The organism is Rahnella sp. RcJ3, from assembly GCF_009498575.1.
In the GTDB taxonomy this organism is placed as follows: domain Bacteria; phylum Pseudomonadota; class Gammaproteobacteria; order Enterobacterales; family Enterobacteriaceae; genus Rahnella; species Rahnella aceris.
Map to the genome: position 1 here is coordinate 467,170 of NZ_QSNX01000001.1, position 14,477 is coordinate 481,646.

At 49.8% G+C, this 14,477-nt stretch carries 10 protein-coding genes and 1 tRNA gene; 5 read left to right on the forward strand and 6 right to left on the reverse strand.

Annotated features, from left to right (window positions below):
* Positions 1-26 precede the first annotated feature (26 nt).
* Together DXU84_RS02230 and cycA are read right to left on the reverse strand one after the other, a co-directional pair.
* Positions 27-4,757, reverse strand: coding sequence for a glucoamylase family protein (locus tag DXU84_RS02230; protein WP_228388932.1), 4,731 nt, complete (start codon positions 4,755-4,757; stop codon positions 27-29).
* Positions 4,758-5,161: 404 nt separating this feature from the next.
* Complete coding sequence (gene cycA / locus DXU84_RS02235) at positions 5,162-6,556, reverse strand: D-serine/D-alanine/glycine transporter (RefSeq protein ID WP_015690203.1); 1,395 nt, start codon at positions 6,554-6,556, stop codon at positions 5,162-5,164.
* Between the two features lie 371 nt (positions 6,557-6,927).
* Between cycA and DXU84_RS02240 the strand changes: the two genes are divergently transcribed.
* A tRNA-Lys gene (locus tag DXU84_RS02240) sits at positions 6,928-7,003 on the forward strand.
* A 255-nt stretch (positions 7,004-7,258) separates the two neighbouring features.
* Here DXU84_RS02240 and DXU84_RS02245 read toward each other — a convergent pair.
* Complete coding sequence (locus DXU84_RS02245) at positions 7,259-7,507, reverse strand: hypothetical protein (RefSeq protein ID WP_013576302.1); 249 nt, start codon at positions 7,505-7,507, stop codon at positions 7,259-7,261.
* A 227-nt stretch (positions 7,508-7,734) separates the two neighbouring features.
* On the opposite strand from DXU84_RS02245, the gene DXU84_RS02250 reads away from it, so the two are divergent.
* Positions 7,735-8,154, forward strand: coding sequence for a hypothetical protein (locus tag DXU84_RS02250; RefSeq protein ID WP_013576301.1), 420 nt, complete (start codon positions 7,735-7,737; stop codon positions 8,152-8,154).
* 161 nt (positions 8,155-8,315) lie between these two features.
* Positions 8,316-9,986: a 2-isopropylmalate synthase gene (leuA, locus tag DXU84_RS02255; protein ID WP_013576300.1), complete on the forward strand. Its 1,671-nt coding sequence runs from the start codon at positions 8,316-8,318 to the stop codon at positions 9,984-9,986.
* Here the strand turns inward: leuA and DXU84_RS02260 are convergent.
* Genes DXU84_RS02260 through DXU84_RS02265 form a run of 3 tightly spaced genes read right to left on the reverse strand, consistent with a single transcriptional unit; the run spans position 9,973 to position 11,242 of the window.
* Positions 9,973-10,731 carry a helix-turn-helix transcriptional regulator gene (locus DXU84_RS02260; protein WP_112151624.1) on the reverse strand — a complete coding sequence of 253 codons (759 nt, stop codon included), beginning with the start codon at positions 10,729-10,731 and terminating at the stop codon, positions 9,973-9,975. The genes leuA and DXU84_RS02260 overlap by 14 nt on opposite strands.
* Positions 10,732-10,734: 3 nt before the next feature.
* A complete protein-coding gene (locus DXU84_RS24980; protein WP_148271877.1) occupies positions 10,735-11,034 on the reverse strand; it encodes a hypothetical protein in 300 nt (99 codons plus the stop codon).
* A complete protein-coding gene (locus DXU84_RS02265; protein WP_013576297.1) occupies positions 11,018-11,242 on the reverse strand; it encodes a DUF2594 family protein in 225 nt (74 codons plus the stop codon). Before DXU84_RS02265 ends, DXU84_RS24980 begins: the two co-directional genes overlap by 17 nt.
* A 739-nt stretch (positions 11,243-11,981) precedes the next feature.
* On the opposite strand from DXU84_RS02265, the gene uvrY reads away from it, so the two are divergent.
* Positions 11,982-12,638, forward strand: coding sequence for a UvrY/SirA/GacA family response regulator transcription factor (uvrY, locus tag DXU84_RS02270; RefSeq protein WP_013576296.1), 657 nt, complete (start codon positions 11,982-11,984; stop codon positions 12,636-12,638).
* Complete coding sequence (gene uvrC / locus DXU84_RS02275) at positions 12,631-14,466, forward strand: excinuclease ABC subunit UvrC (protein WP_013576295.1); 1,836 nt, start codon at positions 12,631-12,633, stop codon at positions 14,464-14,466. Before uvrY ends, uvrC begins: the two co-directional genes overlap by 8 nt.
* Positions 14,467-14,477 lie beyond the last annotated feature (11 nt).

A 14,477-nucleotide genomic window follows, 5' to 3' on the forward strand; every position in this document is an offset into this window, starting at 1 on the left:
ACAAACACCGGAGATCCGACCGTTAATTAACTCTCACGTGGCGGAATGTCATCATCGACAAAACCGATAAGAGATAAGGCCTGCTGAATTTCAGGGCAGGTCATAAAATAGCGCCATAACAATCCACTACGATGGTTTTCAATCATGCCAATGATTGGCCCCTGGTCGATGGCCAGATATCCATCGGAATACCAGTTTTTGGAAAGATTAACACCATCAATAAACCCGCATTTCTCTGTCCACAGCGCATTTCCCAGGTCGTCATAAAAATGGCGCAGCGCTGCCATCGACGCTTCAGGTAAGTAAGGTAAGTCACATAGTGCAGCGGTAAGGGTAATCGTGCCGTCATCAGACGTTGGATCATGACTTGCATAACCTGCAGGCCCGTAACCCGATGTCAGTCCCCAGTAATTTTCTGCATAGCCGTTAAATCCGCCAGGATTATCGATACTGTAAGCCTGCTGGATCTGGCTTTGCGCTTCACCCTGCTGGAAATAATTCACGTTATTGGCACTGTCCCGCAGGTTACGCGGATCAAAACCGAGGAACGAGTAGTGCATAAAGAACATCGGGCCGCCCATCGTCGGGCCGATCGGCAACGTGATGTCGTAATAGACTTTGTTTTTGTTGTTATAACTTCCCTGTGACCAGCCACTTTTCCAGAGTGCCGGGTCGATGGCATGCGTCGGAGAAGCGATAGCCAAAAGATAGGTTATCATCGCCTCATTCCAGCCGGTGATTTTCATCCCCATGGTGAACTGCAAATCTTTATCGATATGCCAGTACAGGCTGTTGCTGTTATTGGTGAAGTAGTTCCAGTCAATGTCATGCCAGAGGGCGTTGATTTTGTCCGTCAGCGCAGTGTCGTTAAAATACTGACGCGCTGTTAACAAGCCCTGCGCCATATACGACGTTTCCACCAGATCGGCACCGTTATCATCGGAACCAAACGGAATGGTCGCGCCCGTACTGCCGTTAATCCAGTGCGGCCAGGCCCCTTTGTAGCGCGTGGTCGGCCCGCCAAGGAAATCGACCATTTTGTTAATGCGGTCGTACCCATCCTCACGACTGACGAAACCGCGCTCAATCGCCACTAAAATCCCCATGATGCCAAAACCGCTCCCCCCAATCGCAATGGGTTCATCAGGCCCGGCATCGCTGTTGCGATATAACCGCTCAAAAGCCAGACCGCTGGTCGGGTGTGCGTAGTCCCAGAAATAGCGCAGCGTGGTTTGCTGTACTTTATCAAGCAACTGCTCGTCATCGAGGGACGGATAAACTGCCGCGTTGACGGCCGCAAGTTGTTGAGAAACAATCGGGTCCAGTTCTCCGAAACGGTTGATGCGAATATCCATACAGGCCACGCCATCACGGGCAGCTACGTCTTTCACCCATTGGGCGAGCGCGTCGGTGTCGTAATGTTTACCGGTATCGCTTGAACCCATCGCGCCCCAGCCCGCATTCACCGCCTGGTTACCGAGTGCTATCCAGCGGAACCACTGATGATAGCCGTCGTTGCTGTCCCAGCGTGTGTCCGGCAGGTCAGTCATCACATAGTTGCCTTCGGCATTTTTCGAGCCGTAGGATTCACCCGCTGAGTAATCCGTGTAAGTCAGGGTATGAACACCAATCCCGGTGACAATTCGGTCCGGATTCCCCGCCCGCGAGCCGTCCACCACGTCATTGATATTGTAGGGCTGGCTCATGTCGGTGTAGTTATTCCACATGCCATCGAACCACCAGCCTGCTAACAAATCACCGTAGCGTTCACCAAACTCTCTTACCACCGCGTAATTCATGCGCGTGGTTTCTGACGTGATAACGTTGTCAAACGGGGAGCATTCGTACAGATGCGGGACCAGCATGTCACCCCAGCGATCCGGCGAGTGCTGATTCGCGTCATCATCGTAATAGACCAGGCTGGCTTTAGCAGGCGCGTAACCCATCATGTACAACATCAGTTTGATATCGTATTTCGCCAGTTCCTGAGCCATTTCCAGCGGCAAATCACGAATGGCGCTGCGCACGCCAGGTTCAATATCCAGAATGGCGTCATGAGTTTTATTCGGGCCAAGGTTATATCCGGCATGTTGATCCATCGTCAGCAGAACAAATCCCGCCCCCGTTTCGCTGACGGCTTTGGCATAAGCCTGCACGTCAAAAGTACTGAGGAAATCGTCCCAGCTTTCGCCCGGCTGCCATTTCTCATCTTGCGGAATATCCGATGAGAGATTGAGATAGTTAGGCAGGAAATGGTGCGATACGCCGTAGTGCGCATTGCGGAACCAGTCGGTTCGCGGGTTGCCACTTCGCGCAACGACAGGCCCGACAATCACAGATTGTGACTCACCAAAGCACAGGCGTTCATTGCGCGGTGTAACCGTGACACGAATGTATTTCCCGTTGTGCTCAGGCAACAGCATCATTGTGCGGGTATGCAACCCGTTGATGGTACTGAATGGGCCAGTCGTACTGCCCGCCACTTCCCACAGGTATTCACTGCCATTTTCTGCAAAACCGCCGGGGTCAGTAAAAAGATAATCCGGGCGTAAAATTTCGCGCGTCAGTAACGAACCGTTTAACACCAGTGACGAGAGGGAAGGGGCAGCTATCGTGGTCGGTTCCAGCGAGAAATCCGCATCGACAGGCAACTCCCGATAACGCACGGTGAAGATGATATTTTGTTCAACCGCCGCAAGTTCGAGTGGCGTGAAAGAGAGTGTTGCCGTATTGCTTGCCGCATCCCACACAAAACCAGTTATTGGCAAACCCACGCGCATTTCACTGTTCACTTTGAGGTGTGTCCGGAAATCACTCAGCACAGGCTCGACAGATTGCGGGTGAACAAACGCAGCTTTCAGCGTGCCGTTACTCGCCTGAAGGTTGAAGTTCGTGTCGGCCAGTTGACGATAATGCCCGCTCAACGTTTGCGGGCTTATCTGTGAATCAAAGAATTTAACTTCATCAATGATACCGTCGAAAGCATCCGTCACCGCGCCGTTGGTATCCAGCCGTCCGCCCACTTTCACCGAAGTGGTGACGTTCGTTTGCACCACGTTACTGCCGCCTGTCATCGCCATATTGCCGTTAACGGCCAGGGCATATTCATCACCCTGGCGCAAAATGGCGACGTGGGTCCAGGCATTCAGCGGAATAAAAGACTTGGTTTTTAAAGTAAATGAGGTGCTGTTGGTATCATTCGACATCGTGCAAACCAGCTGATTGTCCTGGGTATAAAGCTGCCAGCGCTGGTTGTTGTTATTGCGCGTATCCTGGCTGACGATCATACTCATCGCTGTTGAACGCGGGTATATCCAGGCTTCCACGGTAAAGGCGGAATATTGCAAACAATCCAGCACGCCTAAATCAATATAACCCGGTTGCCCGCTGGCAAAATCGATACCATTGTTAAGCTTTGCCGTCACCAGCGAGGGGGCTTGCCCCTGGCTTATTGCACTACGTTGGTTATTAATGGTCTCTAAGAAAGCCCCGTCAGTTTCATCATCAAAGGTGTAGTAATACTTCATGCCCTGGTTGTAAGTAAACGTGGCCTGAATATCGGCAAAATCTTTCGTCAGGATCTCATTTTTAAATCCGTGGAAAGTCAGGGTATAGGGAATTCCAGTTTGTAAGTCAGGCACATTAAGTGTCAGTGTGGTTTTTAAATCATTCAGCGCGACACTTTGAATAACGCCACTATTATCCAGCACAGAGTTAGTGAGAGTTAACGCACTCGTTGAATCCAGAGCCTGGTTAAACGTCACCAGAATATTGTTATTACTGTCGGTAGTGGTTTCAACAATTTCAAGATCACCGGCATTGTAGACTTTTAATGCATCCAGATGTGCATAAGACCCCGAACGTTTAATTCCCTGAATCGTGTGTGAACCAAACGGTAAATCCACCTTTTGATACAGAATATGGCTGTCCAGATGGGTGGAAGACCAGGTGCTTATTCTGCCCTGAGACACACCATCAATATAAATTTCAACATCACCCTGATCGCTACTGCTTTCGGCAATATAAGAAATACCGGTACCAATAAAGTTTAGTGTAAAGGTCGCAGAGTTATTACTCTGGGTATACGAGGTGGTGTGATAAAAGATACTTTGTGTACGGTTCGTGCTGTGCGTCCACTTACCGGCATATACAATGTCGGCGACCGGGTCGTCATAAACCTGTTCCGCAGGAAGTGCAGTGTAGTTTAGCGTAAAGGTCTGGTTTTGAACGGTGGTGGTCAGAATCTGGTTGCTGATTTGGCTCAACGTGAGTGTGTAATCCGTTTGCGTGGTCAGCCCGGTAATGGTGAGGTCAGCAGTCTTTCGGTCATTGCTTAAAGTGACGGAGACAACGCTTGCTCCGTTGTTCAACTGATAATTTCCCGGTTCAGTTCCGCTTTGGCTATCCAGCGATTGATTGAACTGAAGTCGTGCTGTCCCTTCACTGCCTGCGCCCAAAAATTGCTCTACTTCAGCGGTAAGCGCGGCATCGTTATACACTTTAAGCTGATCAAGCAGCATCCAGGATCCGTTTTTTTTCACCCCTTTAAAAGTATGTTCTCCGGGCGATATGTCGGTAATATAATAAATAAGATCGCTGTACTGGCGCGTTGAAGTTTTGGTTGTTGCCGTACCGTGTAACACGCCATCAAGATAAAAATCTATTTCGCCCTGATCGGTATTTCCTTCGCTGTAATACCCAATGCCTGAACCGGTAAATGTGTATTCAAAATACTTACCGTTATCATACAGCGCCATACTTGCACCATCATCGCTGTATGCTCGTCCGGTATATCGGGTCCAGTTTCCGGTATAAATAATAGAGGGGTCATTATCCTGAATGATAATTTCTGGTTGTACATCTTGCTTTGCAGAACACATAATATAGACCTCACGCTAATCGACATTAAATTCAATTTAATGCTAACTAAGGTATGAGGCGGGCGTGTATCATAAATAATCACGCAGAGGAAATTATATTTTTTAGTGAATGTTTATGATTTAAATATTTAAATGAAAGTACCGCAAGGGATTTGCAGCGCCTTTATAATAAAAAAGAGATTAATAATTAATGAGAGAGAATTACTGAGGAGGATTTTTATGCTCCTCAGTAATTCAGGACACTGTGATTACCAAATACCTTTGGCAGTATATTCGTGCAATCAGGACTGGCGTCTGCGCAACCCGTAGCCAATCGCCAGAATCACAAACCACAGCGGCGTGACGAGTAACGCCTGACGGGTATCATCCTGCAAGGTCAGCAGTACCAGAACAAAAGCAAAGAATGCCATACAGACCCAGCACATCAGTTTGCCGAGCGGCATTTTGTAGATTGAAGCTTCGTGCAGTTGCGGACGTTGACGGCGGTAGACCAGATAAGAGCAGAGGATGATGGTCCAGACGAACATAAACAGAATCGCCGAAACGGTCGTGACCAGCGTGAAGACCGTCACCACATTCGGGATCAGGTAAATCAGCACCACACCGCCGAGCAGGCAGATGCAGGAAAATGTCAGGCCGTTCGACGGTACAGCGCGGGAAGAGAGCTTGCCGAACGCTTTCGGCGCATTGCCTTCCTGTGCCAGACCGAACAACATGCGACTGGTGGAGAATACGCCACTGTTGGCGGAAGACGCCGCCGAAGTCAGCACTACAAAGTTGATAATGCTCGCCGCAGCCGGAAGACCGGCAAGTACGAACAGTTCAACGAACGGGCTTTTATCCGCCACCACATGGCTCCAGGGTGTCACCGACATAATCATGATCAGTGAGAACACATAGAACATGATGATGCGCAGCGGAATGGCGTTGATGGCGCGCGGCAGGGATTTCTGCGGATCTTTAGTTTCGGCGGCGGTGGTGCCCACCAGTTCGATACCGACAAACGCGAACACCGCTATCTGGAAACCGGCAAAGAAACCGCTCACGCCTTTCGGGAAGAACCCGCCATCATTCCACAGATTGCTGAAGGACGCGACGGTGCCGGTCGGCGTCTGGAAGTGCGTCAGCACCATCACCAGCCCGGCGATAATCAGCCCGACGATGGCGACGATTTTGATCATCGCGAACCAGAATTCCATCTCACCGAACATTTTCACAGTAGCGAGATTGAGGCTCAGCAGCACCAGCACGCAGAGCAGGGATGCGACCCATTGCGACAGTCCGGGGAACCAGAACTGTGCGTAAGCGGTGATAGCGACGACGTCGGCGATGCCGGTGACCACCCAGCAGAACCAGTAGGTCCAGCCGGTGAAATACCCGGCCCACGGGCCCAGCAGGTCGGCGGCAAAGTCACTGAAAGATTTGTATTCGAGGTTGGACAGTAACAGTTCGCCCATCGCGCGCATGACGAAAAACAGCATAAAGCCGATGATCATGTAGACGAAGATGATGGACGGACCGGCGAGGCTGATGGTTTTGCCTGAGCCCATAAACAGGCCGGTACCGATCGCGCCGCCAATGGCAATGAGCTGGATATGACGGTTGGAAAGATTTCGCCGCAAACCTTCAGCGTTCTCTTCCCCAGGCTGGACGAGGATTTTTGACTCTTCTTGCATGTTGTATTGATTCCTGTTTTTTGCTTTTTGCGTATGAACTCCGCCATATCGCATTCATTTACGTCAATTTTTTGAACTCTGAGTGGCCCTTTGGTCACCACGACCGGAACGACAGCGTGCGTGAACGTTGTAATAGTAATGTTAAGTGCGCATTTATTATAACTGGCATGAAAAATGCCAACGGAAAAAATGTATCGTAATTTTTACATCGCGGATAACTGAGTGTTAATTAATCAAGTCTCTTCAGAGACGGTGGGAATAATAGCGTTTTTAAGAGTGATGAGCTTCACAAATATTAATGAAAATAACGGCAAAAAAGTGAGGGTAAGCGTTTGACATCATCCTTGCAGAGGAGAATAATCCGTCCCGTTGGGTCGTTAGCTCAGTCGGTAGAGCAGTTGACTCTTAATCAATTGGTCGGCGGTTCGAACCCGCCACGACCCACCAACAAATGATTAATCAATGCATTAAGCTCCTTCTGCTTTTATTTCCCTTCTTCTTTAATCCGTCAGTTCCTCTGTTTTATGCACTGCTAATAAAGTCATCGCCTGTCGGGAAATAAACCTCAACGGTTTGTCGTTTATTTACGCAATCTGGCAGGAATATTTTTATGGCATATAAAGATGAGCGGAAGGAAGAAATACAGGGAATAGCTGTCAGGCCCCGGTTTGAGGCCAAAACAGTGTTAAGTGCAGGAATGCATCAATACATAATGGTGGTATTGGGTGCATTGCCATTTTTGAGTTGTTTTTGTACACGCATGCACAGGCTGAAGATCAGCAGATGAACGTGCGTGATAAATGTGCTTTCTTCGGTGAACCGGTCACTGCGCAAGACGACCGTCTCCGAACGATTCTGTTTGGCAACCAGTAACTCAATCCCTTTGTCGCGGAATTCGTCTTCGTAGGCTTTAACGATCCCTGCGGGGGCGATTAATGTGTAGCTGTACATAGTGATTCCTGAAACTGAGTTGAACAACTGATCGGATAAATCCTAACAAGAATATCAAATACCAGTGGAGGACTATTAGCAATTCGGGTGATGTTTTTTTGTACTAACGTCACAGATTTAGATGACTTTTTTACGCTTGCGGACACTCCGTACCCGCTCCCACCGGTTTTTTGTTGCCCGCTGCGCGCACACTGCTATCATTCGTGCATAAACTCAGGGAGATAACGATGAAAAAAACACTGGTGGCCTTGGCTGCTTTATTTTTAGCCGGGTGTGCGGCCAATCCTTATGAACCGACGCTGCAGGTCAAGTCATCTTTCGCTAACGCCAGCTCGGCAGCGCCGGCAGGGCAGACCCACATCCGTTTACACCGTTTAGATCAGTGGTCAGTCGTGCCGTTTGAGAAAACCTGTCCGCTGATAGTGTTTTTAGACGGACAAACCGTGGCTTCCCTGCATTTTAATCAGTACGTGGATTTGAATGTGCCGAACGGGATGCGCACTATTGATGTTCGCATTGCCTGCGCGCTGACTAAGACATCAGGTTCGATTACCGTTGATGCGAATGGTAAAAGTATCAGTCTGGAAACGGATCGCAGCTTCTTCGGAACCTACAATATCCGGCCGGAAGGCAGCGGCAATAAATAACAAAATGAATAAACCCGCAGAATGCGGGTTTTTTTATGATCATTTTCTTTTTGTCCGTTTTGCGAGGGTGACTGTCAGTTAGTCAGGCGCAGGAAGTTATCGTTTGCGTACTATGGATTTAACGGAACATAACCGCTGCCCAATGATAAAAGGAGAATCGTATGTTAAACGACCCGTCGCAAAAATATCGCCCCTTCCCGCAGGTGAATTTACCCGATCGCCAGTGGCCAGGAAATGTGCTCTGTAAAGCGCCGCAATGGTGTTCAAGTGATTTGCGTGACGGCAATCAGGCGCTTGCAGAACCCATGGATAATGCCCGTAAGCGTCAGTTTTTTGATTTGCTGGTGAAGTGTGGTTTTAAGCAGATTGAGGTGGCGTTTCCCTCGGCTTCACAAACCGATTTTGATTTTGTCCGCAGCCTGATTGAAGAGAAGCTCATCCCGGATGATGTGGTGATTCAGGTGCTGACGCCTTCGCGGCCGGATCTGATTGCCCGAACATTTGAGGCACTCAAAGATGTGCCGCGTGCCATTGTGCATTTATATAACGCCACTGCGCCTGTGTTCCGTGAAGTGGTATTTAATCAGGATCAGGCCGCAACGCGCGAGCTGGCGGTTCGCGGCGCTCAGCAAATTCGTCAGTTGTGCGGGCAATATTCGCAAACTGAATGGACGTTTGAGTATTCACCGGAAACCTTCTGCTTCACTGAACTGGAGTTTGCGCTGGAAGTGTGTGAAGCCGTGGCGGATGTCTGGAAACCGGGCAATGAAAGGCCGATGATCATTAATTTACCGGCAACAGTAGAAGTCAGCACACCGAATGTTTATGCCGATCAGATTGAATGGTTCTGCCGTCATTTCAGCCACCGCGAACAGGTTTCCATCAGCGTTCATCCGCACAATGACCGCGGAACCGGTGTGGCCTGTGCTGAGCTGGCGATGCTGGCCGGTGCCGACCGTGTGGAAGGATGTCTTTTTGGTAACGGTGAACGCACCGGCAACGTGGATATTGTGACGCTGGCGCTGAACCTTTACACGCAGGGCATCTCGCCGCAGCTGGATTTCAGCAATTTGCAGACGATTGTCGAGGCGGTGGAGGAATGTAACCAGTTACCGGTGCATCCGCGCCATCCGTATGCCGGTGAACTGGTGTTTACGGCATTTTCGGGCTCGCATCAGGACGCCATCAAAAAAGGGTTTGCTGCACAGAAAACATCAGAGAGCACGGTCTGGCGCGTGCCGTATCTGCCGTTAGATCCTGCGGATGTCGGTTGCAGTTATGAAGCGGTGATCCGCGTGAACAGCCAGTCCGGGAAAAGCGGGGCGGCCTGGTTGCTGGAACAGAATCACGGGCTGAAATTGCCGCGCGGTTTGCAAATTGATTTCAGTAAAGCGGTGCAGCGTGAAACCGATACGCATGGCAAGGAAATGAGCACCAGCGATATCTGGCGACTGTTCCGGCAGCGTTACGGGTTAACCGATCTGCCCGTGGTGAAATTGCTCAGTTATGACATCCGCAGCGATGAGCAAAACGTCTGCCATTTCAGTGCGCGGATCCGCTATCGTAATGAAGAACAACATATTACGGGTAGCGGTAACGGTTTGCTGTCCGGTGCAGCGGATGCATTGCGTCGCAGTTACGATGTGCTCCTGGAAATCGGCGATTATCATGAACATACGCTGGGACATCAGAGCCACAGTCGCGCGGTGGCGTATCTGAGCTGTCGGGGGAGGTTGGGCGAAACGTGTTATGGCGTGGGGATTGACAGCGATGTGTCCAGTGCTTCATTGCAGGCACTGTTCAATGCAGCCAGCGCCATTATGACTGATTAAAATATTCGCTGGGTGAGACGCCAAGCGACCGGCGAAACATCGCACTGAAGGCACTCGGGCTGTCGTAGCCGAGTGCCAGCGCCACATCAATAACTGAAACGCCAACGGCAAGCTGGTTCAGTGCTTCGAGCAATTTTGCCTGGCGAACCCAGTCACTGAAACGTAATCCCGTTTCACGCTGGAAACGGCGTGAGAGCGTTCGGCTGCTGATATTCAGACGTTGCGCGACATCTTCCAGTTCCCACGTTGAACAAAGATCTGCACGAATTTGCTGGCAAAGCCCGCTCAGCTCCGGCTCGTTGGGTTCCGGCAGATAAAGAGGCAGTGTCGGCAACAGACGCAGTTCATCAAGCAATAATTCCATGATGCGTTCATCGCGCCCGCCGGGCAGATAATCGGCCGGAATAGTCAGCGAGGCCAAAATCAGTTCACGCAGCAGCGGAGAAATCTGCACTACCTGACATTGCGCAGGTAAGTCAGCACGGGCGAGGGGATCGACAAACAGCGTGCGGGCCTTTACACCGCCGATAAAACGCAGACTGTGTTCAACCTCTGCAGGCAGCCAGACCCCGCGCCCGGGCGGCACCATCCAGGTGCCGAGCGACGTATGCACTTCTACAATACCGGATAGCGTATGAATCAGTTGTGAGCAGTTGTGACTGTGGGCTGGCTCGCTGTCACCATGTTGATAATCAATAGCCAGAGGCGCAAGCACCTGATGCGGGGCAAGGAAGTTGTGATGCATTGATCAATGATTTTTCTGTTTTTTTGCGTCTTCTACGGCTTGTTTGGCTTCTTCTGCCGCTTTTTCAATTTCTTGTTCCGTCAGTTGTTCAGAAACTTCAAACAGTTCTCCCAGCCCGTCACTGACATGGACTTCGTCGGCTTTGCTTTTGTTTTCTTTATTCTTTTCGTCGCTCATGCTTATGTTCTCATTGAATGAATGCAGGGCATGATTATAGCAGACATTGCGGGGAATAACCGGGCGGAGAGAGGCAGAGCCTGTCAGGGTGACAGACTCTGAAATAGCATTACTGACGGTAAGCAAACTTGATTTGCTGCAGGGAATTTTTGAACACGGCAGCCTGTTGTTCGTCTTCCATCTGCGCGACAAAACGCTCCATGTTCAGCATCACTTTACCTGCATCAGCCTGGCCAATCGCTTTGAGGATCAGGGTCAGGGTGGCTTTCAGGCAGGCAACTTCTGCTGCCAGTGTTTCAACGTTTGCTTCAGTCGTAAAATCGCAATTACTCATTATTTGTATCCCCTCAGGCAAGCTGTCAGGCAGCGCACCGAATTCTGAACAGGTGAAAAGTGGCCGCATTTTAGCATAGTTGGCACGTTTTAGGGCAGGGCCAGAATGGCCGCTTAAAACGGGAGGTTAAGCGTCTGCATATAGTGTTTCCGGACAATGAGTAAAGAATACTAAACATAATGGGGGATTGAGAATTTTTCATCTTTATGTGCAGACTTATTCATATAAGCCATCATCAATTCGTGCGATCGCAAATAATAATTGGATATATCATAGATATATGAAGTGACAGTGCTGACGCTTAAATAGCCAGCATGGCGTAAAGAGAGTTTCAGATATGAGTAAGGGCCTGGAGTTATTTACTTACCGCTTAAAAGAGACCGCAGATTTTTCTGCTTGATCTTTGATTAGACACGTATTTTTAATAATTTATTAATACAGTTGGTGGTACTTCTCATTTACATTCAGCAAAGTAGTTTTTTGCAGACATTCCTTGGTCAGGAACGTCTGATAGAGTAAAATACGCGGGCTATAATAAATAACTGTGTCTTTCTGCTTTAAAAATACTACCGATGAGCGGTAGTGGGGCGAGTTAGTTGATATTGGCCTCTTATTTGCCACCTTCTCTTCATTTATAAGCTGTCTGAGAGCAAATTTTTAATGTTCGATACGTAGGTTTACGTAAGACAAGCGTGAAGTCCCTGACGGTGTGTTGCCCTTATTTTTTGGAGAATTCTCTTTGATAAGCGTTCTTCTTGTTGATGACCACGAACTGGTGCGCGCAGGGATCCGACGCATTCTTGAAGATATCAAAGGCATCAAAGTTGTTGGTGAGGCGCAATGCGGTGAAGATGCCGTCAAATGGTGTCGGACCAATGACGTTGATATTGTCCTGATGGATATGAACATGCCAGGTATTGGCGGGCTTGAAGCGACCAAGAAAATTGTCCGCTTTTCGCCAGATATCAAGATCATCATGTTAACGATCTATACTGAAAACCCGCTACCGGCCAAAGTGATGCAGGCGGGGGCTTCCGGTTACCTGAGCAAAGGCGCAGCTCCACAGGAAGTGGTCAATGCTATCCGTCTGGTTGATTCGGGTCAGCGTTATATTGCCTCCGACATTGCTCAGCAAATGGCACTGAGCCAGATTGAACCACAATCTGAAACGCCTTTTGATTCCTTATCCGAGCGTGAACTGCAGATCATGCTGATGATCACTAAGGGACAAAAGGTCAATGAAATTTCTGAACAGCTGAACTTGAGCCCGAAGACAGTTAACAGTTATCGTTATCGGATGTTTAGTAAATTAAATATCAGCGGTGATGTTGAGTTAACACATCTGGCAATCCGGCACGGTTTGTTCAATACGGAGACTTTATCAGGCAGTGAGTGATGAGCGTTTCGACCCAAAAGCCTTTTTGAAAACGGTCACCAGCCAGCCTGGCGTCTACAGAATGTATGACGCCAGCGGCACCGTAATCTACGTAGGTAAAGCCAAAGACCTCAAAAAACGTCTTTCGAGTTATTTTCGCGTCCAGGTTTCCAGCCGCAAAACCGAAACGCTGGTCAAAAACATCGCGCAAATCGATGTGACGGTGACCCACACGGAAACCGAAGCGCTGCTCCTCGAACATAATTACATCAAACTTTATCAGCCGCGTTATAACGTATTGTTACGCGATGATAAGTCGTATCCGCTGATCTTCCTCAGCGCGGATAATCATCCAAGACTTTCAGTTCACCGCGGTGCTAAGCACGCCAAAGGCGAGTATTTCGGGCCTTTTCCTAATTCCTATGCCGTGCGCGAAACACTGGCGCTGCTGCAAAAACTTTTCCCGATCCGCCAGTGTGAAAACAGCGTATACAGCAACCGTTCGCGCCCTTGTCTGCAATATCAGATTGGTCGCTGTCTGGGGCCGTGTGTCAAAGGGCTGGTGAGTGAGGAAGATTATAAAGATCAGGTGGAATACGTTCGCCTTTTCCTGTCCGGTAAAGACCAGCAGGTCGTCACACAGCTCGTAAACCGCATGGAAGAAGCCAGTAAAGCGCTGCGCTTCGAAGATGCCGGGCGGATAAGAGATCAAATTCAGGCTGTACGCCGCGTGACAGAGCGTCAGTTCGTGTCGGGTAACAGCGAAGATCTGGATGTGATCGGCGTGGGCTTCGAGTCAGGTATGGCATGTCTGCACGTTCTGTTTATCCGTCAGGGCAAAGTGCTGGGCAGCCGCAGTTATTTCCCGAAAGTACCAGGCGGCACCGATCTGGGCGAAGTGGTGCAGACCTTCGTTGGACAATTCTATTTGCAGGGCAGTCAGCAACGGACACTGCCCGGCGAAATTCTGCTGGATTTCAGTCTGGCGGAAAAAGATCTGCTGGCCGATTCGCTCAGCGAACTGGCCGGGCGCAAAGTGCAAATCCAGAGTAAGCCGCGGGGCGACCGTGCCCGTTATCTGAAACTGGCGCGCACCAATGCCTCTGCTGCACTGACGACCAAACTGGCTCAGCAGTCGACAATCCATCAGCGGCTGTCTGAACTGGCAAAAACACTGAATCTTGCGGAAATTAACCGTATGGAATGCTTCGACATCAGCCATACTATGGGCGAGCAGACAGTCGCTTCCTGCGTGGTTTTTGACGGCAATGGCCCGGTGCGTTCTGAATACCGACGCTACAACATTACCGGCATTACGCCCGGCGATGATTACGCGGCGATGGCGCAGGTATTGCAGCGTCGCTATGGTAAGACGCTCGATGACAATAAAATTCCTGACGTTATCTTTATTGATGGCGGCAAAGGGCAACTCGGCATGGCGCTGGATGTGTTTCATTCGCTGAATGTGGAGTGGGACAAATCCAAACCTTTACTGATTGGTATCGCGAAAGGTGCGGATCGTAAGGCCGGGCTCGAAACGCTGTTCTTTGTGCCGGAAGGTGAGGGGATTGCGTTACCCGCTGATTCGCCAGCGTTGCATGTCATCCAGCATATTCGTGATGACTCGCATAACCATGCGATTACCGGCCACCGGCAGAGACGTGCGAAAGTCCGTACGACCAGTGCGCTGGAAGAAATTGAAGGCGTCGGGCCGAAGCGGCGTCAGGTTTTACTGAAATACATGGGAGGCATTCAGCCATTACTGAATGCCAGCGTAGAGGAAATTGCACAGGTACCGGGTATTTCTATCGCATTGGCAGAAAAGATTCATAATGCGTTGAAACACTAAGGGCAATGTAG

Excerpts from the sequence above, each read along its gene's own strand:
- DXU84_RS02265 (WP_013576297.1), bottom strand. The coding sequence starts at position 11,242 with ATGAGTAATTGCGATTTTACGACTGAAGCAAACGTTGAAACACTGGCA.
- DXU84_RS02230 (WP_228388932.1), bottom strand. The coding sequence starts at position 4,757 with ATGGCGCTGTATGATAACGGTAAGTATTTTGAATACACATTTACCGGT.
- DXU84_RS02260 (WP_112151624.1), bottom strand. The coding sequence starts at position 10,731 with ATGCATCACAACTTCCTTGCCCCGCATCAGGTGCTTGCGCCTCTGGCT.
- DXU84_RS02245 (WP_013576302.1), bottom strand. The coding sequence starts at position 7,507 with ATGTACAGCTACACATTAATCGCCCCCGCAGGGATCGTTAAAGCCTAC.
- leuA (WP_013576300.1), top strand. The coding sequence starts at position 8,316 with ATGTTAAACGACCCGTCGCAAAAATATCGCCCCTTCCCGCAGGTGAAT.
- DXU84_RS02250 (WP_013576301.1), top strand. The coding sequence starts at position 7,735 with ATGAAAAAAACACTGGTGGCCTTGGCTGCTTTATTTTTAGCCGGGTGT.
- cycA (WP_015690203.1), bottom strand. The coding sequence starts at position 6,556 with ATGCAAGAAGAGTCAAAAATCCTCGTCCAGCCTGGGGAAGAGAACGCT.